This is a genomic window from Streptomyces sp. NPDC005423 (assembly GCF_040606415.1).
In the GTDB taxonomy this organism is placed as follows: domain Bacteria; phylum Actinomycetota; class Actinomycetes; order Streptomycetales; family Streptomycetaceae; genus Streptomyces.
The window spans coordinates 36013-60055 of the sequence record NZ_JBEXET010000002.1 but is presented as its reverse complement, the minus strand read 5'-3'; the positions used below and the strand labels follow the sequence as shown (position 1 = coordinate 60055).

Sequence of the window (24043 nt, the reverse complement as noted above, 5' to 3'; positions counted from 1 at the left end):
CATGCGGGGGCTGGTCAGTGCACCTCGTCCACCAGCACGTCCAGCGCCCACGCCTGCCCCGCCCGCGCGGGCGCCGCCGCCTCCACCGTGTACCCGAGGTCCCGCACCGCCTCCACCAGCTCGGCAGGCGTCCCGGGCACGGCCGGCGACGACAGCAGACCGCGCACGATCCGCCCCTTGGTCGCCTTGTTGAAGTGGCTGACGACCTTCCGGGTCGGCGCGTGCAGTACCCGTACGCTCGCCGTCCGCTCCGCGATCCCGCCCTTCGGCCGCCACGCGGTCGCGTACGCCGAGGAGCGCAGATCCAGTACGAGCCCGTTCCCGGCGGCCTCGGGCAGGACCGCCGCCATCGGCGCCCGCCAGTACGCGCCCAGCGCGCCCAGCCCCGGCAGCCGCACCCCCATCGAGCAGCGGTACGACGGAATGCGGTCCGTCACCCGCACCGCGCCCCAGAGCCCCGAGAAGACCAGCAGCGAGCGCGCGGCCCGCTTCCTCGCGGCGGCGTCCAGCGAGGCGAGGCCGAGGGCGTCGTAGAGGACACCGGTGTAGATCTCCCCGGCCGGCCGCGCCCCGGCCGTGCGCAGTCCGGTGTTCTTCGCGATCTCGCCGCGCAGCCCCTCGCTCAGTCCGAGCACCTCGCGCGCCTTCTCCTCGTCGGCGGCGCACAGGTCGACCAGCTCGTCCAGCACGGCCGCGCGGGCGGCGGCGAGCCCCGGCAGCGACAGCGTCTCCGGCTTCAGCGGGGCGCCCCGGCCGGAGGATGCCTTGCCTTCGGACGGCGGCAGCAGGACAAGCACGGTGATTCTCTCCTCGCGGTGGGGGGCCCGGCGCCAGCGTACGGGGTGGCACCGGTCGCGGCGGCCAGCCCTGCGGGCCACCCGCAGGGGCCTGCGCACCGGCCCGCACGCCGGGGCTCCATGAGGCGGGCCGCGCGGGGCGGGCTGCGCGGTGCGCCGGGACGCGACCTCCCCGCGCTTCCCCCCCCCACGCGCCCGTTGCTGCCCCGTACGCTCCCTGCCCGCCCCCCGCTACGGGCGGTCTGCGCTGTCGGCGGGCTCGCCGAACCACCGCCGCAGCGCGTCCTCCGGACTCCCCGCCTCCCCGGTGTCGCCGCCGGTGTCCGCGGCCCATGCCGTGATCCCGTCCGGACGCACCAACAGCCCCGCCAGCTCCGGCCGTTGGGGGCAGACGGCGGCAAGAACGTCCACCACGTCCGGGTACCCGTCGGCGCGCGCCCGGAGTTTCGGGTCGTCGGTGAGGTCGAGGAGGAGGGCCCGGCCGGTGTGCAGATGGTCGGCGAGGCGGCTGCCGTCGGCGAGTTCGAGGTCGGGGGCGCTGCGGCCGGTCAGGGGATGACCGCCGGACAGGTCGTAGTGCTGCCAGACGCCGGAGATCCGCTTGACGAGGTACGTCGTGCCGTCGACCGTGCGCGTCAGGTCGGTGAGCACCTCACGCAGCGCCCGGGCGTGCGGCTCGGGGCGCATCGCCGCGATCTGCGCGCGCGTCCACTCCAGCACCCAGGCGCCGATCGGATGCCGCTCCGCCGTGTACGTGTCCAGCAGCTCCACCGGCGCCCGGCCGCGCACCACCAGGGCGAGCTTCCAGCCGAGGTTCATCGCGTCCCCGACACCGAGGTTGAGCCCCTGCCCGCCGAACGGCGAGTGCACGTGCGCCGCGTCGCCCGCCAGCAGCACCCGGCCCGAGCGATAACTCTCCGCCTGGCGGCAGTTGTCGGTGAACCGGGTCGACGAGTGCACCCGCTGGACGGTGACGTCGACGCCGGTCACCCGGCGCACACTGGCCTGCAACTCCGCCGCGGTGAGCGGGGATTGACGGTCGGCGGGCGGCCCGTCGAACTCGACGGTGAGCACCCGCCCCGGCATCGGACCGTACGCGTACGTCCCCGTGGCCGTGGTGTTCCAGCCGGTCCGCAGCGATTCGGTGCCGGTCATGTCGGCGATCGCCTGGCGGCCGGTGATCTCCGGCGCGGTACCGGGGAAGGCCAGTCCGGCGAGCTTGCGTACGAGGCTGCGGCCACCGTCGCAGCCGACCAGCCAACCGGCCCGGACCGCATACGGCGCGGAGCCGTCCGTGGGTGCGAGGCGCACCGTCACCCCGTCGTCCTCGTCGGCCTCGAAACCGGTCAACTCGACCTGCCTGCGCACCTCGACGCCGAGGGTGTCGGCGTGCCGGCCGAGCAGCCGTTCCAGCGGGGCCTGCGGGACGAGCGCGAGGCGTTCGACCGGGCCCATGTCCGCGAAGGCGGGGTCCGACTCGTCGAGCAGATCGGCGCTCAGCGTTATCCCGGCGAAGTGCCCGGCGGACCTGGGCGGCGGGCCGGACCGGTCGCTGTCGTCGGCGGCCCGCGCCCGCATGAACTCCTTGAAGCGGCTCATCGTCTCTTCGTGCAGTCCGGTCAGCGCGGGCAGCAGCCCCCGCCGGTAAAGGGCCGTGGAGGTCTGGGAGTTGACACCCCCCGCCTTGATCGTCTCGTCCACCTCGGCCAGCCGCTCCACGACCAGCACCCGTGCCCCGCCGAGTTTCAGCTCGGCCGCCAGCAGCAGCCCCACGGGGCCGGCCCCGGCCACCACGACGTCGTAGTCGGTGTTCTCGGCCATGTCTGTGCCATCGCTGGCGTTGATGTCTGTGCTCATGCCTGTGCTCATGCCTGCGCTCATGGCAATGAGTGTAGTCACTAAAAATTTGTATCCGCTACACTTGGTGCATGGGTAAAGGCGAAGGCGCAGGTAAGGACGGCCACGGGGACGGGGCCGGAGACGGGGGCGGAGCCGAGGTCCTCTCGCTGAGGGAGCGCAAGAAGCGCGCGACCCGGCAGCGGATCTCGAACATCGCCACCGCGCTCTTCATGGAGCGCGGCTTCGACCAGGTGTCGGTGGCCGAGGTGGCGCGCGGCGCCGAGGTCTCCACGATGACCGTCTTCAACTACTTCCCGCGCAAGGAGGACCTGTACTTCGACCGCGTCCCGGAGGCCGTCGAGGTGTTCACCGGCGCGGTACGCCATCGCCGCCCCGGCGAGAGCCCGCTCGCCGCGCTCCGCCGCCTCGCCGTCCAACTCCTCGACCAGCGGCACCCGTTGGCCGGACTCAACGACAGGTTCCCGGCCTTCTGGCAGGTCGTGATCGACTCACCCGCCCTGCGCGCCCGGGCCCGTGAAAGCCTGGAGGAGATCGAGAACGCCCTCGCCGCCGCCATGGCGGAGACCGCCCCGGAGACCCCCGACCCCGCCCTCACCGCGGCCCTGGTCATCGCCGCCTACCGCGCGGTCTGCGTCACCACCGCGCGCCGCCTGCTCGCGGGCGAACGCGCCGCGGAACTGGCCGAGGACCACACCGCGCGCATGCTCGCGGCCTTCGACACCCTGGAACGGGCGCTCGCCCCCGGCCGCTGATCCACCGCCCCGCCCCGGATGGCGGAACGGCCCCCGCGCGTTGCACCCTCGGGAACACCGAACGAACGGGAGCCGAGACCGGTGAACACACGCGAACAAGCCCTGTGGACCAGGGCGAGACTGGGCCGCTCCGGGCCGCCGCTGGACCTCCTGACGGCCCGCTTCGACCGCCACGTCTACGCCCCGCACGCCCACGCCGAGTTCACGATCGGCGTCTGCGTCGGCGGCTCGGAACTCATCGACTACCGCGGCGGCCACGTCCGCACCGGCCCCGGCTCCATCGTCGTACTCGCGCCGGGAGAGATGCACACCGGCGGCCCCGGAAGCACCACCGGCGGCTACGCCTACCGAGCCCTGTACGCCGACCCCGCCCTCCTCACCGACGGCACCCTGGGCGGCCTCCCGCACTTCAGGGATCCCCTCCTCGACGACCCCCGACTGGCCGCGGCCCTGCGCGCCGCGCACACCCAACTCAGCGCCTGCCCGGACCCGTTGGAGACGGAGTCCCGCCTGCCCTGGCTGCTGACCGCTCTCGCCCGCCGCCACTCCACCGCCCGCCCCGCACCCGACACGGTCCCGGGGGCCGCCGCGATCGCCCACGCGGTACGCGACCGCCTCGCCGACGAACTCACCGCCCCGCCCTCACTGGCCTGCCTCGCCGAGGACTTCGCCCTCTCCCGTTACCAACTCCTGCGCGCCTTCCGTACGACGATGGGGATACCGCCCTACGCCTGGCTCGCGCAGCACCGGGTGACCCGGGCCCGCGGCCTGCTGGAGGCGGGCGGCCGTCCCGCCGAGGTGGCGGCCCAGGTGGGCTTCGCGGACCAGGCGCATCTGACGCGCTGGTTCCGGCGGGTGCTGGGGGTGACACCGGCGGCGTACCGCAACAGCGTTCAAGACCACGGGCGTTGACCGGACCGAGACTCCCCGTATGACTGCACGCGGCTGGTTCCTGTTCTCCCTCATGGGCGTGGTCTGGGGCATCCCCTACCTGATGATCAAAGTGGCGGTGGACACGCTCTCCCCGTCCATGGTCGTCTTCACTCGCTGCGCCCTGGGCGCCCTCCTCCTGCTCCCCTTCGCCCTCCGGCAGGGCGGCCTGGCCCGGACGGTCCGTACGCACTGGCGACCGATGCTCGCCTTCGCGGGCATCGAGATCATCGTCCCGTGGTTCACGCTCACGGACGCCGAACGCCATCTCTCCAGCTCCACGGCGGGTCTGCTGATAGCGGGCGTACCGATCGTGGGGGTGGTCGCGGCCCGGCTCCTCGGCCCCACGGAACGGCTGGGCGCCCGCCGCGTGACGGGACTCCTGCTCGGTCTGACCGGCGTCACGGTCCTCACCGTCCCGCACCTGACGGGCGGCGACGCCCGCTCCCTGCTGGAGGTCCTGCTGACGGTCCTCGGCTACGCGACGGCCCCGCTGATCGCCTCGCGCCGCCTGAAGGACGTCCCGACCCTCCAACTGACCGCCCCGTGCCTGGCGCTGGCGGCCCTGGTGTACGCCCCGGCGGCGGCGACCAGCTGGCCGTCACGGCTCCCCCCGCCGCACGTCCTGGCCTCCCTGGCCGGCCTCGGCGTGATCTGCACGGCGGTCGCCTTCGTCGCCTTCCTGGAACTGATCAAGGAGGCGGGCCCGACCCGGGCGACGGTGATCACCTACGTCAACCCGGCGGTGGCGGTCGCGGCCGGAGCCCTCTTCCTGAACGAGAGCCTCACCCCCGGAATCCTGGTGGCCTTCACCCTGATCCTGGCGGGCTCGGTCCTGGCGACGGCGGGACCGGCGCGTAAGCCCTCCCGCCGCCCGGTACCATGGTCCACACGGCAGACGAGCCGGGCGGACGGCCGCGTGGAGTGCCCCTAGCGGGCCCTCCCCGAGGAACGTCCGGGCTCCACAGGGCAGGGTGATGGCTAACGGCCACCCGGGGTGACCCGCGGGACAGTGCCACAGAAAACAAACCGCCCGGCGCTTCGGCACCGGGTAAGGGTGAAACGGTGGTGTAAGAGACCACCAGTGCCCAGGGCGACCTGGGCAGCTAGGTAAACCCCACCCGGAGCAAGGTCAAAAGGAGACACCTAGGTGTCTCTGCGTGGACGCCCGAGGGCTGCCCGCCCGAGTCCACGGGTAGACCGCACGAGGCCGGTGGCAACACCGGCCCTAGATGGATGGCCGCCACCGGGGCCTTCGCGAGAAACCCCGGCACAGAACCCGGCGTACAGCCCGACTCGTCTGCCGCTCAGGGCCCTGACCAGTGAAATTCCGTGGTGACCAGCTCGTCGAGTAGCTGCTCCAACAGAGTGTTGTCACCGAGGCGTCCTCGTTGCGTTGAGGGTCCATGCCCGACCAGTTCAGGGCGTATCCCGCGTCGGCGCCGAGTTGGGCGAGGAACGCCCGCTGGGCACGGCCGTTGCCCTCGCGGAACGGGTGGAGAACGTTCAAGTCGCCGTACGACGTGGCCAGCTGCATGACGAATGCCTGCCGGTGGAGATTTCCGCAGATGACCGGAGGAGGCGAGGTGACCGAAGACCTCTCCGGCGTAGGGCACCAGATTTCTCGCCGGGCAGAACGGTGTGCGCTTGGCGATGTTCACGGTGCGTAACTCGCCTGCCCACGGGTAGATGTCACCGAAGATCGCGGCGTGGAACGCTCGGAGATGGCGGAGGTCGTACGCGCCGGGCAGGGGGCGTTCGGCGAGCATGACCAGGCGCGCCCGGGTGATGTCCGCCTCCGCTGCCGCCAGCAGTTGATGGTCGGTGATGCCGAGGTTGTTGCGCAGCACGCCGTTGGGCATGGCACGGGTCGTTCACCCTGCCCGCCGCTCCGAAGTCTGTCGGTGGCGGGCGATCGCGCGGGCGACAAGGGTGTCCACGTCGAGGTCGCCCTTCACGTATGCCTCCGTGTCGCGGTCCGAGGCATTGGAGGCCTGGAGCCCCTCGGCCTCGATGGAGCCGGTGGCCGAGGCGACGGACGCACGTCGTGCCACTCGGCCGCTCAACGCCTCGAATGCCTCGACGGACAGGAGGACGCCCTGGGGCTTGCGGTGGGCGCCGATCAGGACCGGATCGGCATCCGCGCCGGACTCCGACAGGTCGGTCAGGATCCGCGACAGTCTCGCGCGAGCGTCACTGACGGTCACGACTTCTGGAATCTCCATGCTGTCACCGTACCCATATAGAGGCTTGATTCTGTACAGATTCTAGTACGAATTTTGTTGAGTGTCCCGCCTGGGGCGGCCCCGGAGGTGTCCTCAACTTCGTCCGGGAGGTGGCCACCAGCCGAGACCGCTCGGGCAGCGCTGGGTTTCGGTCAGTGGCCACTCCGAGCCGTCGGTCCCCGGCTCCTCGCCTTGCCTGCGGTGTCGCCCGGGCTGGACCGGGAAGCGCGCTGAGCTGCTGGAGCGGCTGAGGTGGTGGCGGTGACGGGGCTGCCGACTCTGCGGCTGCCTGGGTGGGCGTCTGAGGCGCGGGGGTCGGCCTCCTTCTTGAAGGCCGTCTCAAAGGCCATCCCTCTTGTCGGGGCGGTCGTTTTTTCCGGCGGGCTCACTGCTGTGACCCACCTCCACTATGGCCAAAAGGCTGACGATGAGCGTGGTGATCCGGCCGTCCTGCCCGCGGAGTTCGAGGAGGTCGCCGACGACGTGATCGGCGTCAGGGTCACGCGGTGGCGCACGGAAGGCGTTGGTCTGGCGAGGCGACTGGGGCTGGAACGGACCCCTGTGCAGCGATGGACTACTTCACTACGCACAACCTTCCGGCGGGCCGCCGGTCTGTACAGGCACACACCTACGCGAACTACTGGGGGGTAGTCATGAGGCGAATAGGTATTGCACTGGCCGCGATAATGGTGGCGGGCGGCGGCCTGTTGTCCGGCGCGGTGCCGGCGGTGGCCGCGCCGACGGCCGTGGACTGTGCCGTGACGTGGGGAAGCCTGGACAAGAGCGGGGACTCCGTTGCTTCCAGGCGGCTGACCGACGTGAGGGCCGGGCAGCACGAGTGCTTCGACCGGCTGGTCCTCGACACCGAGGGCACGGCGGCCGACCCGATCGGCTACAACGTCCGCTACGTCGACGTGCTGCACCAGGACCCGTCCGACGTCGTGGTTCCGATCAAGGGCGGAGCCATTCTGGAGATCTCGCTGTTCTCCTCGCGCTACGACCCTGAGACCGGCGAGCCCTACCCGTCGCTTCCGGCCGTCGTCGTCGCCGGGTACCGCACCTTCCGGGAGTTCAAATTCACCGGTGGCTCCGAGGGTTACACCCAGGCCGGACTCGGCGTCCGCGCCCGGCTGCCGTTCAGGGTCTTCCAGACGGCCAACCACCTTGTGGTGGACGTGGCTCACACCTGGTGACCGCGTACGGTCGGGGGTGCGCTTCTCGCAACGTGCCCCCACCCCGTTCCACCGCATGCGGCAGGACGGAACGGTCCCCGAAAATCAGTACTTCGGGGACCGGGTGGTCCTTCTCGTTGTCCGGTCTGCGCGAAATTCTGCCTGCGTCAGAGCTTGTTCAGGAAGCCGATGCCGCTGTCGTGGATACGGGCGAAGTCCGCGTGATGCGCAGGGCGATCCATACGCTCGGAAACCCCGCTGGGGAAAGAGTCAAACGCTTGGGATATCCGGCTTCGCCGCGACGAGCATGTTTCTCGGGATGACCACGAGTCGTTCGTCCGCTCCGATCGAGACGCCGGCCGGCAGGTTCGCGCCGAGTGACTGGGTGAGGTCACTTGGTTGCAGGACCGCACGAGGGAGTACGTCCTGAGCTTCGCCCGTCTCGCGGGCGTACGCGACCCCGAGTTGATGCTGGGCGCCCTCGCCCCCTCCCCGCAGACGCCGAGCCCGCGACGCGGACAGTGACGACAGCGTGACCCGTGCGGCCGGTGGCGGGAGCCCACCCGTCAGGCCGGTCGCACTCCCGATACCCCCGTGGCTGTCACCTTGTTGTCGCATTCTGCGAAGACGCCGTCGTTCAGGGCTACTTGGTGGGAGCCCGCGTTCGGCAGGCCGATGACCAGGGTGGGGTAAGTGGACGGTGTGGCGCCGGAGTCGCAGTAGCCGTCGGCCTCGCCCTGGACCTGGACGAAGGTCAGTTTCAGCCAGGCGTGGGCGTGCGGGGCGAGGGTGACGGGGGTGGCGGGGCCCTTGCGGGTGACCCTCAACGGGTGGTTGCGGTGGGGGGAGCCGTTGCCGGCGCCGGCCACGGTGGGGTGGCCCTGGAGGGTGCACGGGGTGCGGGAGGTGTTGGTGAACGTGATGATCGCCGCGCCGGTTCCGGTGCCCTGGGGGCGGTTGGCCGCCTGGCGGGCGGTCACTTTGAGGGCGGTCGGCGGGCAGGTACGGAGCCGGGTGTGCGCGGTGGCCGCGGTGGCCGCGGTGGCCGCGGAGAGGGAGGACGTGCGTACCGTCGGTGTGGTCGACGGTGTCCCGGGCTCCGGACCCGCGGCGGTCGCGGTCGGCCGGCACGCGGCCAGCGCCAGGGCGGCCGACAGTGTCGTCATCACCGTCGCGACCTTGCGGATGCTGCTTTTCTGCATGGTGTCCCCCGAATTCGGTTCACACGGACCGGTGTTCGCCGGTTCGTGCCGGTTCTTGCCGGGGGAGACGGGTCTGTCCGGCGGTGGGGTTCCGCCGGGGGCTCGCTGTGGTCGTGCTGTGGGCTTCCTGTGACTCGGCGGTGACGTGTGCGGCGGTGGCGGGCGCCCTCACTCCGTGCCGTGGGTGTCGCCGTCTGCCTCGGGCGGGTCGGCCTCGAAGCTCGCGAAATAGGCCGCCGCCATGTCCTCCTCCCCGTGGCCCGAGGCGGCGGCTCGGGCGAACCGTGCCGCGCCCGCTGCCGCCCCGTCGAGGCGGACGCCGTGGTTGGCGCCCGCCTCGACGATGAGGCGGGCGTCCTTCTCCGCCGTCGTGACCGCGAAACTCGCCGGAGTCAGGGCGTCGTTGAGGATGGCCGCCGACTTGGCGTGCAGGTAGGGCATGTCGAGGGGGCCGCCCGCGATGAGGTCGAGGAAGTTCGCGGGGTCGACGCCGAGGCCCTTGGAGAGGGCCAGGGCCTCGCCGGCCGCGTTGGTGACCGCCAGGACCCAGCTGTTGGCGACCAGTTTCAGGCGGGTGGCGGTGGCCTGCGCGCCGTCCTCGCCCACCCAGGTCGTACGGGCGCCCACCGCGTCGAAGACCGGCGTCACGCGTTCCCGGCCTGTCTCCGGGCCCGCCGCCAGGACCGTCAGCTGTCCGGCCTCCGCGGGCTGGCGGGTGCCGAGGACCGGGGCGTCGTAGAAGTGCAGGCCCTGGGTGGCGGCGAGGTCCGCCAGGGCGGCGACGGATTCCAGGCTCGATGTCGTCGACTGGACCCAGGCGGTGCCGGGGCGCAGGGCCGGGGCGGCCTGGGTCATGACCTCCAGGACGGTGGCGCCGTCGTAGAGCATGGTGAGGACGACGTCCGCGTCCCGTACGGCCTCGGCCGGGGTGTCGGCGATGCGGGCGCCGTCGGCGGAGAGGGGTTCGGCCTTGGTCCGGCTGCGGTTCCAGGCGTGGACGGAGTGGCCGGCGCGGGCGAGGTTGCGGGCCATCGCGGCCCCCATGATTCCGGTGCCCAGGACGGCTACGGTGAGTTTCTCGGTCGTCATGACTCGGCTTTCTGAACGGGCGTGGGCGTCGACGTGACCGCGGCTGCGGCTCGTCGGGTTCAGCCTGCCCAGTTCCCGGCGGTCTCTGCCACCCGTCAGGTACCCGCGCGGGCCCGCTCCAGCAGTGCCGGGTCGTGCGCGTTGACGATCAGCAGGTCCGCGTCGGCCCGGTGGTGGAGTTCGGCCAGACGGGCGTGGTTGGCGTGGACCTGGGCGCGGTCGTGGGCGACGAGGTTCTCCATCGTGGTCAGGGAGCGCGGGACCGGGGAGCGGCCGTCGAGTGTGCCGTGGTGGTAGAACGCGTCGCCGGTGTGCAGGATCCAGCGGGGGCCGGTGTCGACCGCCACGCAAGTGTGGCCCCGGGTGTGGCCGGGGAGCGGGACCAGGACGATGCCCGGGGAGATGTCGGTCAGTTCCTTCGCCGCGGCGAAGTCGCGCCAGCGCTCACCGGTCGCGGAGTGCTCGACGAGCTTCGGGCCGTGGGCCCACTGGGCGGGCCGGAATCGCGTTCTCTCCCGGCGGGAAGGGGAGGTCACCGCGCCCAGTACCTCGGCCGCCGTCGCGTGCACGGTCGCTTCGGGGAAGTCGGAGAGGCCGCCTATGTGGTCGACGTCGAAGTGGGTGATGACGATGTGGCGTACGTCCGTACGGTGGAAGCCGAGCCGTTCGACCTGTTCGGCCGCCGTCTCCTCGGGCCTGAGGACCGGGCGTACGAGGTGGCGGGTCGGCCCCAGTCTGCGGCGGGGTTCCGCCACGTCGTCGAGGCCGTAGCCGGAGTCCACCAGGACCAGGCCGGCCGCCGGGGTCTCGATCAGCAGGACGTGGCAGACCAGGTGGGTGCCGGGAGGCCGCATGGTGCCGCAGTTGAGGTGGTGGACCTTCATGTCAGTCGAGCACCGCCCGCGGGGGGTCGAGGAGGCCGGGGTCGGGGGTGCTGCCCGCCTCCTTGAGCAGGCCACGCAGGCAGCGGGCGGCCAGCAGCCAGTTCTTCGGGCTCTTGAGGTCGAGGCCGCCGATCAGTTGCTTGAGGAGGGTCAGGCTGTCGAAGTAGACGCGTTCGCAGACCAGTTGCTCGTCCGCGTCGAAGATGAAGTAGGCGGTCATCCGGACGCGGAACCGGCTGCCGGTCGGCGGTATCGCGCCCAGCGGCCCCAAGTGGGTGCCCAGCAGCCAGAATTCGGCGATCACCGCGTCGTCGCTGTGGCGCAGCGCGATGATCTCGTGGTCCTGGTCGGGGAAGGCCCGCCGGGTGGAGTGGTAGTAGCCGCGCACCGCGCTGTCGCCGTCGTGGACCGTCATGGTCGGGATCAGCTCGTAGTGCGGGTGGGGGAAGGTGGCCAGGACGTCGTCCCACTCCTGGCGGACCTCGTCGTGGAAGTGGTCGAGGACCAGCTTCTGCCGGGCCGCGCGGAGCTCCGCGAGGGTCCGGCCGGCGGGCGCGTCGGGGGCGGGTCCGGTGGTCTCTTCGGTGCTCATCGGTGGGTGATCGCCTTGTGTGTGAAGGTGGGTGCGGTACCGGGGTTGGCCCAGGACGCCGTCAACTCGCTGGAGGGGAAGAACTGGAGGAACCGTGGGTCGGCCTGGGAGCGGTCGGCCAGCGTCTTCTCCAGGACGAGGGAGTTGTACTGCTCGGCCGTCGTCTCGATGGTGTTGGCGTTCAGGACCACCTCCTGTCCCCAGGCGCGCGACCAGCGGGCGAGGCCGGGCAGCCGCGAGTGCTCGGGGGTCAGGCACTCGGCGGCGATCGCGTTCTCGCTGCTGGTCCACACGCCGGTGGAGGTGTTGAGGACGAGGGTCTGGTTGCCGTACACGTGGCCGGGGGTCGCCACGACGGCCACGCCCGGTCCGAGCAGCCGCGCGCCGTCGACCGCGAGGAACGCCTCCGGCCGCACGTCCCGGTACGACTCCGGCTGGTACCAGGGCCGTTGGAGCGGGTGCAGCCGGGACATGGCGAGCAGTTCGCGGCGCTGTACGACGACTCGGGCGTTCGGGAACACCGGGTCGAGCGGACCGTCGCCGCCGTCTCCGCCGCTTTTCCCGTCGCCGTCCGGGCCGGTGCCGGCCAGGTCGGGCTGCGCGGCCGTCGTGCCGATCCAGCGCCGCAGGTCCTGGGTGTGCAGGTGGTCGAACATGAGGTAGTCGACGTCCTCGGGCGCGATGCCGAGCCGGGCCAAGTGGCCCTGCACCGTGCCGTGTTCGGTCACCATGAGGGAGCGCAGCGGGGCCGGGGTGCGGCGGGCGAGGGCCGCGAAGTACGGGGTGTTGCGGCCGAGGGGGACATCGCTCGGCTCGAACAGCAGCACCCGGCGCCGGCCGTCGCTCTCCGTCCACCGGATCACCAGCATCCGGTTGGTGATCGACAGGAACGGCGCCACCGCCCGACTCGCCCTGAACAGACCGAACTTGGTGGGGTACGGCAGCGTCACCAGGTCGTGGGTCGTGACGGTGTCCGGGGTGCCGGTGGAGACGAACTCCATGCGGAACGCCTCCGCCCGGCTCCTGGCCCACTCCAGTTTCGCCCCGTAGCCACCCGGGACCTCGTCCAGGCCGTCGAAGGTGGGGACCGGGGTGCCGGGGGCCGGCATGTCGAGGACGTCGGTGTCCTGCCAGGCGAGTCGCATCGTGGTTCCGTCGTCCCAACTTCCGTGTAGCGCCCAAGACTTACGGCGTATGTGTGCTGCCCGGCCGAAGCTAGACTTGCGCCGTGAGTGATGTCAAGGGAGGGCAGGGGCACCGGATGAACGGCCGGACGCGGGCCAGCGGTTCAGGCACCGGGCGGGGCCGGCGGCTCGGGCTCACCCGGCGGAAGGTCGTCGACGCGGCGGTGGTGCTGATCGAGCAGGAGGGGCCCGGCGCCTTCTCGTTGCGCAAGCTCGCCGGTGAACTGGGTGTGGAGACCATGTCGCTCTACAACCACGTGCCCAACAGGGACGCCCTGTTGGACGACGTCGCCGGCGTACTGCTCGGACGGATCGACTTCTCCGGCGCGGACAGCGGCGGGTGGCAGGACCGGGTCCGGGCGCACGCCGCCGCGTTCCGGGCCACCGCCCGGCTCCACCCCAAGGCGTTCCCGCTGGTGTGCACCCGGCCCACGCAGTCACCGGCGGTGCTGGCGGCGGTCCGCTCCGCCCTCGCCGCCATCGCCGAACTCGGCCTGCCGCCGCGGGAGGCGGTGCACGTCCTGCGCGCGTACACGGCGTTCATCACCGGCACGATCCTGCGGGAGCTCGGCTACTCCCTCACGCTGGGCGCGCGGGGACCCGGCCAGACGCGGCAGCTGATCGAGGAGATCACGGCGCTCGGCGACCCGCTGCTCACTCCGGTCGCCGCCCATCTGGCCGGAAACGACCCGGACGACGAGTTCCACGACGGCCTGGAGTTGCTCATCGCGGGACTCGCCGTCCGGGCCGGGGTGCCCTACGACGGGGGACCGGCCGGGGAGGCCGGTGCCGGGGACCGGGTCAGCCGGTGACGGTGAACCAGGTCGCGCGGGACTTCTGCCACTCCGGGTGGGTGAGGTCCTTGGCGTCGGTGCCGTCGCCGTAGAGGTCGGCCGCGCCGTCGTCGGTGATCAGCTGGGCGCGGGCGCCCGGGACGGTCAGGTCGGGTACGTCGACCACGGCCTCCCACGCGCCGGGGTCGCTGGTCGGCAGCGAGCGCAGCTGGACCGGCCGGTCGGCGGCGTTGCCGGTCCAGGAGTAGAGGGCGTACGGGTCGGAGTTGTCGTCGGCGGCCCACGAACCGGCGACGATCAGGTACTGGTTCGCCGCGTTCTTGCGGAGGTCACGGACCGAGAGGCCGCCGAGGTCGAGTTCGACCGGGGTGCCGAAGGACGCCGACGCCTTGCCGGCCACCACCTGGTCGATGTTGGTGACCGGTACGAGGAGGGCCTTGCCGCCGGTGACCGCGGGGGTGAGGGGCGCGCGGAAGCCGAGGTACGCCGTGGTCGTCGAGCCGGGCGCGAACTCCAGGCCCTCCACGTTGAATCCGTCGATCTCTTTGGGGATCTCGCCGTCCGCCGTGCCCGCCGCGAAGCCGTACCGGTTGCCGTTGGCCTTGTCCCAGGCCACGAGGTCGTCGCGGAGCTTGCCGTACGCGCCGCCGAACGACAGGTCGGTGGCGGCGCCGCTGCCGGTCACCGTGGTGGTGAAGACCGTGTTGCGGGCGGCCTTGTACTCGCCGTCCTTGTTGTTGCCGAGCGAGCCGGTCCAGTAGATCGTGGAGCCGACGCGGGCTGCGCCCTCGATGTCGATCTCCTTGTCGGCGCCGATCCGCGAGCTGAAGTCCCAGGTCTTGACGGGTGCGCCGGAGGCCGAACGGTCGTACAGGCGCAGCACGTTGGACTCGTCGTCGGCGACGAGCGCATAGCCGCCGCCCGCGTCCACGGCGGCCGAGGCGTCGCTGGAGCCGGTGAAGTAGCGTGTGTCGGAGGGCAGTTGGGCGGCGGCGGAGGCCGCGTAGTGCAGCGTCTTCGTGGCGGTCTTGCCGCCCAGCCCGGTGACCTTCAGGGTCAGGTCGGTGTAGCCCTGCGCACGGGCGGTGACCGTGACCTGGCGGGTGGGTCCGGTGCCGCTGACGGCCACATCGCCCGTGGCGGCCACCGACGTCTTGCTGCTCTTGCTCGCCGAGACCGTCAACGCGCCGGCGTCGGCGCCGCTCTGAGCGATCGTCACCTGAACCGCCGGGTCCCCGGTCGCGCCCACGGCGCCCGAAAGGTAGGCGGCCGACAGGGAGATGGTCGGTGTGCCGTAACTCGCCGCGTGCGCCTGGCTTCCCATACCCATCACGGCGAGGGCGAGGAATCCGCCCGTCGCGGCGACGGTCCTGCGTCCGCTGGAGAAAACGTAGTCCTGCACGGGGACCCTTTCGTCGGCTCGCTGTCGACGAGAAGGTTCAGCGGGTGTCACCAACGGCGCGGGGCGTGGGCACGTCGGCGGGATGAACAGCGGCGGACGGGCCGAGGGAGCGCTCGGTGACCCGGGCCAGATGACGGGTGAAGACCTCGCGGGTGTCGGGGGTGAGCGTGCGCAGTACCACCAGCGCGGTGATGGCGACGTCGCACAGTTCCGCCTGGACGTCGTCCCAGGTGTGGGTGGTGCCCTTGCGCGGGTTCTGGCCGGTCACCCCGAGCACCGCCTGGGCGACCTCGCCGACCTCCTCGGAGAGTTTGAGCAGCCGCAGCAGCAGAACGTCCCGGCGGTTCCCGTCCCCGTCCCCGTCCCCGTGCTCCGGCGGCCGGCTGGTTTCCAGCCACTGCCACAGACTGTCGATACCGTCCCAGAGACCGGCGGACCCGCCGTCGTGCTCGTTCATGGGCCCAGCCTGTCACGGCCTCCGTGACCTCCCGCCTACTCCTCGAACAGCGATTCCTGGTCGTCCTGTGCCGCCTGCCGCACCCGCCGGTTGCGCGCCCCGACGACGACGGCCGTCACCGCGCCGGTCACCGCGAGCGCGGCCGGGACCATCCAGCTCCGGTTCACCGCGTGGCCCAGCGCGTGGTCCAGGGAGATACGGCCCGGGCCCGTGACGGCGAGGCCGGCGGCGGTCAGGGCCAGGGAGGCGGCGTACTCGTAGCCGCCGCTCTGCGCGAAGAAGCCGCTGGGCGCGTGTACGGCGGAGGCGCCGACCATCGCGCCGGCCGCCGCCGCGCCCGCGGCCGGGGTCGCCAGGCCCAGGGCGAGGAGCGTGCCGCCGCCCGCCTCCGCCAGCCCGGCCGCGGTCGCGCTCGCCTTGCCGGGCGTGTATCCCATCGCCTCCATGGCGAGGCCGGTGCCCTCGATCCCGCCGCCGCCGAACCAGCCGAACAGCTTCTGCGCGCCGTGTGCGACCAGCACTCCGCCGGTGCCCAGCCGGAGCAGCAGCAGGCCCAGATCACGTCGGTCGTAACAGGTCACGGTGACTCCTCGGGAAGACAGCGGCAACGGGTCCCCTCCACCGTTCCACCGTCGCATCCCCGGCCTCCCGGGACCTGTTCGCGCCGCCGTTCGGGTGGCGGCGCCCCGGCGGCGGTGGGCGCCGTCCCCGTTCCGCGACGCCTTCCGGACCCGGGGGCCGGCTCCCGCCCGGACGCGGGAGACCACGCCAAAGGCCGCGCACCGTAGGGGAGTTGGCCTGGGGGGCCGGTTGCCCGGACGGTGCGCGGCCCCGGGGAGCCGTATGGCGGTCAGTGGCCCTGAGCGCCGTACGGCCGCGGTGCGTCGGCGTGGTGCCGATGTGCGTCGCCGTACTGCCGATGTGCGTCGGCGTACGGCCGCGAGTGCGTCGTCCTACGCCCGCTGGGCGAACCGGCCGCTGCCCTGCTCGGTGAGTGTGATCCGGCCGGCCTTGATGGTGGCCAGGCGCGGGGCGCGGCGGGCGATCGAGGAGTCGTGGGTGACCATCACGAAGGTCAGCCCGTACTCGTGCCAGAGCCCTTCGAGCAGGCCCATGATGTCGTCGCGGGTGCCCTCGTCGAGGTTGCCGGTGGGCTCGTCGGCGAGCAGCACCTTGGGCTTCTTGACCAGCGCGCGGGCGATCGCGACGCGCTGCTGCTGGCCGCCGGAGAGTTCGGACGGCGCGTGCGTGCGGCGCTCGCCGAGACCGACGGAGTGCAGCGCCTCGGCGGCGCGCTCGCGCCGCTCGGCGGGCTTGACGCCGAGCGGGACCAGCGCGGTCTCCACGTTCTCCTGCGCGGTCAGCGTCGGGATGAGGTTGAACGACTGGAAGATGATGCCGATCTTCTCGGCGCGCAGCCGGGTCAGCTTGGCCTCGCTGATGGTGGCGAGGTCGACGCCGTCCAGTTCGACGCTGCCCTCGGAGGGGCGGTCCAGGCCGCCGATCATCTGGAGCAGCGTCGACTTGCCGCCGCCGGTGGGACCCTGGATGACGAGCTGGTCGCCGTCCTCGATCGTGAGGTCGACGCCGTCCAGCGCCTCCACCGTCTCCTTGCCCCGCGTGTAGCGCTTGGTGACGCCGGTGAGCTTGTACATGGGATCTCCGTCAGTGAACGTCGGTGCGGAAGAGGGGCGGGGCGCCGCCTCCCGGGGGGAGTGGAGGTGGCGCCCCGGTTCGGGGGAGCGGGACAGCGGTACAGCGGGACGGTGGGACTACGAGACGCTGCGCAGGGCGTCCGCCGGGCGCATCCGGGAGGCGCGCCAGCCGCCCATCGCGCCGGCGATCAGTCCGCCGGTGACGGCGAGGCCCACCGCGAGGGCGATGGTGGTGAGCGACACCGGCGCGTTCAGCGCGATCTGCACGGTGCTGGCGGTGGCCTGCCGGCCGGGACCGCCCTGGCCGCCGGGGCCGCCGCCCGCGCCGCCGGTGGAGCCGAGCTGCGCGGTCAGCTTGGGGCTGATCGCGGTGACGGTGTAGGCGGCCGCGAGACCGAGCGCGATACCGAGCGCGCCGCCGATCAGACCGTTGACCATGGACTCGCCGACGACCTGGCGGGTCACCTTGCGGCTCGGCCAGCCCAGCGCCTTGAGGGTGCCGAACTCCCGCACCCGGCGGGAGACCGCCGAGGAGGTGAGCAGCGCGGCGACCAGGAACGCGGCGATCAGGACCGCGATGGAGAGCCACTTGCCCACGCTGGTGGCGAGGTTGGAGGCGGTGGAGAGGGAACCGGAGACGGTGGAGGCCAGATCGGCGGAGGTGGTGACCGTCGTACCCGAGATGTTCTTCTGGATGGTCGACTTGACGGCCGAGATCTGCTTGGAGTCGGTCGCCTTGACGTAGATCGTGGTGACCTTGTTCTTCGAGTCGCCGAGCGTCTGCGCCTGCTTCAGCGGCAGGTACACGTCGGTGGTGGACTCGCTGCTGCTGGGCGTCGCGATGCCGATGACCGTGAACTTCGTACCGGAGACCGTGAAGGTCGAACCGACCTTGTACTTCTTCGACTTGGCGTACGACTTGCTGACGACCGCCACCTTGGCGTCCGTCTGCGCGGAGGTGAACGTCTTGCCGGAGGTGATCTTCGACGTGGAGAGCGGGCCGAGCGCCTGGTCGGTGACGTCGATGCCGGCCACCGAGTAGGAGTTGACGTTGAAGGAGGCGCCGCCGCCCTGGACCTGGGGCTGGCCGCTGCCGCTGCTCGTGCCGCCACCGGGGCCGCCCTGCTGGGAGGAGCCGGAGGACGAACCGGACGTGGAGGACTTCGCCTTGCCCTGGGTGAAGGAGCCGTCGACCTTGGTGACGTTCAGGGTGAGCGCGCCGACCGCGCTCGCCACGCCCTTCTGGGAAGACACCTTCGCCACGAGCGAGGAGGCGAGGGTCTGGCCGCCCTGGGTGTTCACCCGGTCCGAGCTCTGCTTGGTGCTGCTGCTCGACTTGGCGTCGAAGTCGAAGTTGGGGCCCTGGGAGCTGCCGGCCTTCGGTGCCGACTGGGCCTTGGTCACGGTCATGTCGGTGCCGAGGCCGTAGAGCGACTTGAGGACCTTGTCCTGAGCCTGGTTCATGCCGGCCGACACCGAGTTGACGGTGATGACCAGCGCGATACCGAGCGCCAGACCCATGGCGATGACCAGGGCCGCCTTCTTGCGCCGGCTCAACTCGCGCTTGAGATAGATGCCAAACATCCCGTCCCCAAAGGTTCTTGGCGCCCGCTGTGGGCGCGGCCACAAGCTATGGAGAAACCTTTGAGTCGACCTGAGTAAAGGATGTGTCAGGGCTGAGAATCCGGCGTCCGGATTCAATATTCCGTAAGACAGCTGATTCCCAGGTGTATGAGGGCGTACTGCCAGGAACTGCCTGTTCAGTGGGGGTGTGCTCGGCATCGGGAGGGTCCTGTCACCGGCAGTTGCGCGGTGCCCCGGTGTGCGCCGCCGGGGCCCGGCTTTGTACGGTCCCGGGATGCACGATTCCTCTCGGCTCACCCGGCGGGCCGCTCTCGGCCTGACCGTGGCCGCGCTCCCCGTGACGGCCGCCGCCCCCGCCTCCGCGGCCACCGTGATCGGCGGTGCGCGGCTGGCCCACGACGGGGTACAGGCGCTCGGCGCCACCGGACTGCCCAAGAAGCTCACCGCCCGCTCCTGGCTCGTCGCCGACCAGGAGAGCGGGGAGGTGCTCGCCTCCTACCGCGCGCACCGGCGGCTGGCGCCCGCGTCCACGCTGAAGATGCTCTTCGCCGACACGGTGCTCGGCAAGTTCGCGCGCACCGAGCGGCACACGGTCACCGACGCGGAGCTCGCGGACATCCCGGCGGGCTCCAGTCTGGTCGGCGTGAAGCCCGGAATCACGTACACGGTCGAGCAGTTGTGGCAGGGCGTCTTCCTGCGCTCGGGCAACGACGCCGTGCACGTGCTCGCCCACATGAACGGCGGGGTCGCCGCGACGGTCGCCGAGATGCAGGCCAGGGCGGCGGACCTACAGGCCCTGGACACCCATGTGGTGAGCCCGGACGGCTTCGACCACCCGGGACAGCTGTCCTCGGCGTACGACCTGACGCTCTTCGCCCGGCACGGGCTGCACGACGACGACTTCAGCTCCTACTGCGCGACGAAGACGGCCCAGTTCCCGGCCGGCGGCAAGAAGACCTTCCAGATCCAGAACACCGACCGCCTGCTGACCGGGGCGTGGGGCCTGGGCACGTACCAGGGCATCCTCGGGGTGAAGAACGGCTACACCAGCCACGCCGGCAACACCTTCACCGGTGCTGCCACCCGGGGCGGCCGGACCCTGCTCGTCACCGTGATGCACCCCGGAAGCGGCGGCAACGAGGTCTACAAGGAGACCGCCGCGCTGCTCGACTGGGGTTTCGCGCACGGGAGTTCGGCGAAGCCGGTGGGGGTGCTGGTCGAGCCGCTCAGTGAGGGCGGGGCGACACCGAGTGGGACGCCGACCCGCAAGGGGGCGGTCCAGGCGGCCGGGGCGCCTGGTGCGGCGGCGGGGCAACAACCGTCGACCGGGCGGCTGCTGGAAGGGGCGGCAGGGACGGTCGCGCTGCTTGCGGCCGGGGCGTACGCGCTGCGCAGGCGCCGGGCGGCGGTGCGGGCGGCAGCGGCCGAGAGGGACCAGAAGCCCGACTCCGGTGTGTCCGAGCCCAGTTGACCTTACGAAGGCCGACTCCCGCGCGCTTGAACGCAGTTGACCTAAGGGAAGCCGACTCTCGTGCGCTGGAGGTCAGTTGACGTAACGGGAGCCGATTCCCGCGCGTACGGGCTCAGTTGTTGTCACGAGCACCGACTTCGGTGATTCCGGGTCCAGTTGACGCTACGGACCTCGACTCCCGTGCCCCGCAGGCCGGTTGACGTATTCGGCAGCCGCTCCACGGCACGGTGCGCACCTCGCTGTCCCGCGCGAGGCCCACCCCCACCCGTGCCGTGGAACGGCTGCCGCCTCCCCCCTCGGGATGGCCGGCCGAAGCCAGGGCCACGGAGGCCCTGTGCTCCAAGTGTGAAGCTTTGATGGAGGGAGTTGAGCATAAGTCAGCAGACGTCCGCAATGGTGCGGACGGAGAAATTCCGTTTGTGCGCATCGGGTCACGGTGCGCGCCGCGTTCCACCCGGCCCGGCTGCCGAACGGCCGCCCGCCAGGGGGTCACTCCTCGCCGGGGTACCGCACCCCGATCCGGTCCCGGACCGCGTCCAGCGTGCGCATCACCGCGAGCGTCCCGTCCAGCGGCACGAGCGGGGACTCGGTCTCACCGGCACGCAGCGCCCGCATCACCTCGGCCGCCTCGTGCCGCAGGGTGGCGCGGGGACCGTCCGCCGGGTCCAGGACGAACTCCTGCGGGTCACGGCCCTCCCGGTGCAGCACGAACCGCTCCGGGTGGAAGAAGCCGTCCGGGACGTCGATCCGGCCCCGCGAACCGGTCACCGACGCCGAGGTCCCCGTACCGCCCACGAGCGAACAGTGCAGCGAGGCGAGCGCGCCGCTGTCCCAGGAGAGCAGCGCGCCGGTCTGGAGGTCGACGCCCTCGGGGGAGAGCACGGCCGCCGCCTCCACCCCGGCGGGCTCGCCCAGCAGCAGGTGCGCGAACGACACGGGGTAGACACCGAGGTCCAGCAGCGCGCCGCCGCCCTGCGCCGGGTCGCGCAGCCGGTGCTCCGGCGGGAAGTCGCCGGACAGCCCGAAGTCGGCCTGGACGGTGCGGACTTCACCGATCGCGCCGTCGTCGACGAGGGCCTTCAGCCGTCGGGTCAGCGGGTTGCAGTACATCCACATCGCCTCCATCAGGAAGCTGCCGCGCTCCCGGGCCAGCGCGACCAGTTCGCCGGCCTCGCGGGCGTTCAGGGTGAAGGCCTTCTCGCACAGCACGTTGCGGCCGGCCTCCAGACAGAGACCGGCGGCGGCCCGGTGCGCCGAGTGCGGAGTGGCGACGTACACGACATCGATGTCCTCGTCCCGCGCCAGCGCCTCCCAGCCGCCGTAGGCCCGCTCGATGCCGAACCGTTCGGCGAACGCCTTCGCCGACGCCTCGCTCCGCGACGCCACCGCCACCACCTCGGCGTCCGGCGCGGCCACCAGATCCGCCGTGAACGCGGCGGCGATCCCGCCCGTCGCCAGAATTCCCCACCGCACGCCCTGCTCCGTCACTTCGGCACCGCCCCAGCTCGCCCGACCCTCAGCACTCCGTACGAGCTGAGAGCATAGGTGCCGCATCACCGGCCCAGGGAGGGGCGCATGACCGAACGGGAGACACCGGCACCGCACGTCGAGCGGCCCACCGCCGGCGCCGAGCCGCGGGCGCGCACGGCACGCTCCACCGGGCTGCTCACCGTCCTCGTCCTGGGCGGCCTCACCGCCACACCCCCGCTGGCGATGGACATGTACCTCCCCTCGCTCCCGCAGGTCACCCGCTCCCTGCACGCGCCCGCCGCGACCGTCCAGCTCACGCTCACCGCCTGCCTGGTCGGCATGGCCCTGGGACAGCTGGTGGTCGGCCCGATGAGCGACCGCTGGGGCCGCCGCCGCCCGCTCCTGACCGGCCTCGCCGTCTACGTCGTGGCGACCGCCCTGTGCGCCGTCGCCCCCTCCGTGGAGGCCCTCGTCGCCCTCCGGCTGGCGCAGGGCCTCGCGGGCGCCGCCGGGATAGTGATCGCGCGGGCCGTCGTCCGCGACCTCTACGACGGGGTCGCCATGGCCCGCTTCTTCTCCACCCTCATGCTGGTCTCCGGGGCCGCCCCGGTCGTCGCGCCGCTCATCGGCGGCCAGATCCTGCGGGTGACGGACTGGCGGGGCGTCTTCGTCGTCCTGACCGTCGTCGGGGTCCTGCTGGCGGCCGTCGTCCGGGCCCGCCTCCCCGAGACCCTCCCGCCCGCCGAACGCCACACCGGGGGAGTCGCCGAGGCCCTGCACGCGATGCGCCGGCTCCTCGCCGACCCGCCCTTCACCGGCTACATGCTCACGGGCGGCTTCGCCTTCGCCGCGCTCTTCGCGTACATCAGCGCGTCCCCCTTCGTCATCCAGGAGATCTACGGCGCCTCCCCGCAGACCTTCAGCCTGCTCTTCGGCGTCAACTCCGTGGGCCTGGTCGTGATGGGCCAGATCAACGGCAAGGTGCTGGTCGGCCGGGTCAGCCTGGACCGGGTCCTGGGCGCCGGCCTCGCCGTCGTGATCGCCGCCGCGACCGCCCTGCTGCTGATGGCGGCCGGCGTCTTCGGCGAGGCCGGGCTCGGGCCCGTCGCCATCGCGCTCTTCGTGCTGATGTCCGCGATGGGCGTGACGCTGCCCAACGCCCAGACGCTCGCCCTGACCCGCACCCGGCAGGCCGCCGGGTCCGCCTCCGCGCTGCTCGGCACCACCTCGTTCCTCATCGGCGCGACGGCCACCCCGCTCGTCGGTATCGCCGGTGAACACACCGCCGTCCCCATGGCGGTTGTCCAACTGGCGGCCGCACTGGTGGCGTTGGGCTGCTTCATGGGAATGTGCCGTCCCTGGAAAAACCGTATGTCCGCGGAGGGAGCAGGGAACTGAGCGCGCCGAGACTGCGCATCGACACACCCGAGCGCGCCGGGCTCGACCCCGGGGAACTCCGCCTCCTGGTGAGCGAGGTCCACGACCTCACCACCGGCGACCGCCCCTGGGCCGCGGGCACCGTCGTGGTCGCGGGCCGCGGCCCGGTGATCGCCGTCGAGGCGGCGGCGGGCTGGGCCGTGCGCTACGCCTCCCACGACCCCGAACGCGACGAGGGCGTCGAACTGCCGCTCCGCGCCCGGGTCCCGATGACCGTCGACACCCCCTTCGACCTGGCCTCCCTCACCAAGCTCTGCACGGCGGTCGCCGCCCTCCAGCAGATCGAACGCGGCACCCTCGGCATCGACGCCCGCGTCGGCGCCTATCTGCCCGACTTCCGCGCCGCCGCCCAGCACGGCGTCACCGTGCGCCAACTCCTCACCCACACCTCCGGACTCCGTCCCGAACTCCCGCTCCACGACTGCGCGAACGACGCGGAGCGCCTCGCGATGCTGCGCGCCGAGGCACCGGTGGGGGAGCCGGGCACCTACCTGTACTCGGACCTGAACCTGCTGCTGCTCCAGTACGTCCTGGAGCGCGTCAGCGGACGCACCCTCGACGTCCTCGTCCACGACGGCATCACCCGGCCGCTCGGCATGACCTCGACGGACTTCGGGCCGTGCCCCGGGGCGGCGGCGACCGAGGACCAGCGCCGGCCCTGGGCCAAGGCCGACCGGGGGATGCTGCGCGGTGTCGTCCACGACGAGAACGCCTGGGCCCTCGGCGGGGTGGCCGGCCACGCGGGCCTCTTCTCGACCGCCCGCGACCTGGCGGTCTTCTGCCGCACCCTGCTGGCGGGCGGTTCCTACGGCCCCGCCCGCATCCTCGGCGCCGACTTCGTCGAGCTCCTGCTGACCCCGCCGGGCCTCGGCTTCGCCATCGACCAGCCCTGGTTCATGGGCGAGCTGTCGGGCCGGGGAGCGGCGGGCCACACGGGTTTCACCGGCACCTCCCTCGTCCTCGACCCGGCGACCGACACCTTCCTGGTGCTGCTCGCCAACACCGTCCATCCCCGCCGCCGGGGCGCGGACAGCGGCCCCAGAGCCGCCGCGGCGACCCGCCTGGCCAGGGCGGTACGAGCGTGAG

The 24043-nt window shown here is 72.0% G+C and carries 22 protein-coding genes, 1 other RNA gene and 1 pseudogene; 10 read left to right on the top strand and 14 right to left on the bottom strand.

The window, feature by feature from the left end; all coding sequences use genetic code 11:
* Positions 1 to 14: 14 nt before the first annotated feature.
* Both yaaA and ABZT12_RS04090 read right to left on the bottom strand, forming a co-directional pair.
* A complete protein-coding gene (yaaA, locus tag ABZT12_RS04095; protein ID WP_356376904.1) occupies positions 15 to 797 on the bottom strand; it encodes a peroxide stress protein YaaA in 783 nt (260 codons plus the stop codon).
* 231 nt (positions 798 to 1028) lie between these two features.
* The gene (locus ABZT12_RS04090; protein WP_356378067.1) at positions 1029 to 2618 is read right to left on the bottom strand and encodes an FAD-dependent monooxygenase; all 1590 of its coding nucleotides are present in this window, start codon (positions 2616 to 2618) and stop codon (positions 1029 to 1031) included.
* 107 nt (positions 2619 to 2725) lie between these two features.
* Here ABZT12_RS04090 and ABZT12_RS04085 point away from each other — a divergent pair, with 107 nt between their 5' ends.
* The 4 genes and pseudogenes from ABZT12_RS04085 to rnpB all read left to right on the top strand — a co-directional run bounded on the left by ABZT12_RS04085 (position 2726) and on the right by rnpB (position 5642).
* On the top strand, positions 2726 to 3409 hold the full coding sequence (locus ABZT12_RS04085) for a TetR/AcrR family transcriptional regulator (protein ID WP_356376901.1): 684 nt from the start codon (positions 2726 to 2728) through the stop codon (positions 3407 to 3409).
* An 81-nt stretch (positions 3410 to 3490) separates the two neighbouring features.
* A complete protein-coding gene (locus tag ABZT12_RS04080; protein ID WP_356376898.1) occupies positions 3491 to 4321 on the top strand; it encodes an AraC family transcriptional regulator in 831 nt (276 codons plus the stop codon).
* Between the two features lie 19 nt (positions 4322 to 4340).
* Positions 4341 to 5168, top strand: a pseudogene (locus ABZT12_RS04075) (DMT family transporter); the annotation flags it as partial.
* 70 nt (positions 5169 to 5238) lie between these two features.
* An RNA gene (gene rnpB / locus ABZT12_RS04070) (RNase P RNA component class A) lies at positions 5239 to 5642 on the top strand.
* 571 nt (positions 5643 to 6213) lie between these two features.
* Here the strand turns inward: rnpB and ABZT12_RS04065 are convergent.
* Complete coding sequence (locus ABZT12_RS04065; RefSeq protein WP_356376894.1) at positions 6214 to 6564, bottom strand: type II toxin-antitoxin system Phd/YefM family antitoxin; 351 nt, start codon at positions 6562 to 6564, stop codon at positions 6214 to 6216.
* 653 nt (positions 6565 to 7217) lie between these two features.
* Here ABZT12_RS04065 and ABZT12_RS04060 point away from each other — a divergent pair.
* Positions 7218 to 7757 carry a hypothetical protein gene (locus ABZT12_RS04060; protein WP_356376891.1) on the top strand — a complete coding sequence of 180 codons (540 nt, stop codon included), beginning with the start codon at positions 7218 to 7220 and terminating at the stop codon, positions 7755 to 7757.
* 378 nt (positions 7758 to 8135) lie between these two features.
* Positions 8136 to 8261, top strand: a complete 126-nt coding sequence (locus ABZT12_RS04055) for a hypothetical protein (protein ID WP_356378135.1) — start codon at positions 8136 to 8138, stop codon at positions 8259 to 8261.
* 41 nt (positions 8262 to 8302) lie between these two features.
* Here ABZT12_RS04055 and ABZT12_RS04050 read toward each other — a convergent pair whose 3' ends face one another.
* The 5 genes from ABZT12_RS04050 to ABZT12_RS04030 form a co-directional block, all read right to left on the bottom strand.
* Positions 8303 to 8938, bottom strand: a complete 636-nt coding sequence (locus ABZT12_RS04050; RefSeq protein WP_356376888.1) for a DUF4232 domain-containing protein — start codon at positions 8936 to 8938, stop codon at positions 8303 to 8305.
* A 168-nt stretch (positions 8939 to 9106) separates the two neighbouring features.
* Positions 9107 to 10090, bottom strand: a complete 984-nt coding sequence (locus tag ABZT12_RS04045) for an NAD(P)-dependent oxidoreductase (RefSeq protein ID WP_356378064.1) — start codon at positions 10088 to 10090, stop codon at positions 9107 to 9109.
* Positions 10091 to 10122: 32 nt separating this feature from the next.
* Entirely contained in the window at positions 10123 to 10911 is a 789-nt protein-coding gene (locus tag ABZT12_RS04040) for an MBL fold metallo-hydrolase (RefSeq protein ID WP_356376885.1), read from the bottom strand.
* Position 10912: 1 nt separating this feature from the next.
* Positions 10913 to 11503 carry an ester cyclase gene (locus ABZT12_RS04035; protein WP_356376882.1) on the bottom strand — a complete coding sequence of 197 codons (591 nt, stop codon included), beginning with the start codon at positions 11501 to 11503 and terminating at the stop codon, positions 10913 to 10915.
* Entirely contained in the window at positions 11500 to 12648 is a 1149-nt protein-coding gene (locus ABZT12_RS04030; RefSeq protein ID WP_356376879.1) for a hypothetical protein, read from the bottom strand. The genes ABZT12_RS04035 and ABZT12_RS04030 overlap by 4 nt, the downstream gene beginning before the upstream one ends.
* Positions 12649 to 12731: 83 nt before the next feature.
* On the opposite strand from ABZT12_RS04030, the gene ABZT12_RS04025 reads away from it, so the two are divergent.
* Complete coding sequence (locus ABZT12_RS04025; RefSeq protein WP_356376876.1) at positions 12732 to 13499, top strand: TetR/AcrR family transcriptional regulator C-terminal domain-containing protein; 768 nt, start codon at positions 12732 to 12734, stop codon at positions 13497 to 13499.
* Here ABZT12_RS04025 and ABZT12_RS04020 read toward each other — a convergent pair.
* The 5 genes from ABZT12_RS04020 to ABZT12_RS04000 form a co-directional block, all read right to left on the bottom strand.
* Positions 13489 to 14811, bottom strand: coding sequence for a hypothetical protein (locus ABZT12_RS04020; protein ID WP_356378062.1), 1323 nt, complete (start codon positions 14809 to 14811; stop codon positions 13489 to 13491). The genes ABZT12_RS04025 and ABZT12_RS04020 overlap by 11 nt on opposite strands.
* Before the next feature lie 109 nt (positions 14812 to 14920).
* Complete coding sequence (locus ABZT12_RS04015) at positions 14921 to 15340, bottom strand: MazG-like family protein (protein WP_356376873.1); 420 nt, start codon at positions 15338 to 15340, stop codon at positions 14921 to 14923.
* Positions 15341 to 15375: 35 nt separating this feature from the next.
* Positions 15376 to 15921 carry a DoxX family membrane protein gene (locus tag ABZT12_RS04010; RefSeq protein ID WP_356376870.1) on the bottom strand — a complete coding sequence of 182 codons (546 nt, stop codon included), beginning with the start codon at positions 15919 to 15921 and terminating at the stop codon, positions 15376 to 15378.
* 372 nt (positions 15922 to 16293) lie between these two features.
* The gene (locus tag ABZT12_RS04005) at positions 16294 to 16995 is read right to left on the bottom strand and encodes an ABC transporter ATP-binding protein (protein ID WP_356376867.1); all 702 of its coding nucleotides are present in this window, start codon (positions 16993 to 16995) and stop codon (positions 16294 to 16296) included.
* 117 nt (positions 16996 to 17112) lie between these two features.
* On the bottom strand, positions 17113 to 18579 hold the full coding sequence (locus ABZT12_RS04000) for an FtsX-like permease family protein (protein ID WP_356376864.1): 1467 nt from the start codon (positions 18577 to 18579) through the stop codon (positions 17113 to 17115).
* Positions 18580 to 18853: 274 nt separating this feature from the next.
* Here ABZT12_RS04000 and ABZT12_RS03995 point away from each other — a divergent pair, with 274 nt between their 5' ends.
* Positions 18854 to 20050 (top strand): D-alanyl-D-alanine carboxypeptidase, encoded by a 1197-nt coding sequence (locus tag ABZT12_RS03995; protein WP_356376862.1) that lies wholly within the window; start codon positions 18854 to 18856, stop codon positions 20048 to 20050.
* Between the two features lie 489 nt (positions 20051 to 20539).
* Here ABZT12_RS03995 and ABZT12_RS03990 read toward each other — a convergent pair whose 3' ends face one another.
* A complete protein-coding gene (locus ABZT12_RS03990; protein ID WP_356376859.1) occupies positions 20540 to 21538 on the bottom strand; it encodes a Gfo/Idh/MocA family oxidoreductase in 999 nt (332 codons plus the stop codon).
* An 87-nt stretch (positions 21539 to 21625) separates the two neighbouring features.
* Here ABZT12_RS03990 and ABZT12_RS03985 point away from each other — a divergent pair, with 87 nt between their 5' ends.
* Complete coding sequence (locus ABZT12_RS03985; protein ID WP_356376856.1) at positions 21626 to 22918, top strand: multidrug effflux MFS transporter; 1293 nt, start codon at positions 21626 to 21628, stop codon at positions 22916 to 22918.
* Positions 22870 to 24042, top strand: a complete 1173-nt coding sequence (locus tag ABZT12_RS03980; RefSeq protein ID WP_356376853.1) for a serine hydrolase domain-containing protein — start codon at positions 22870 to 22872, stop codon at positions 24040 to 24042. Before ABZT12_RS03985 ends, ABZT12_RS03980 begins: the two co-directional genes overlap by 49 nt.
* Position 24043: the final 1 nt, after the last annotated feature.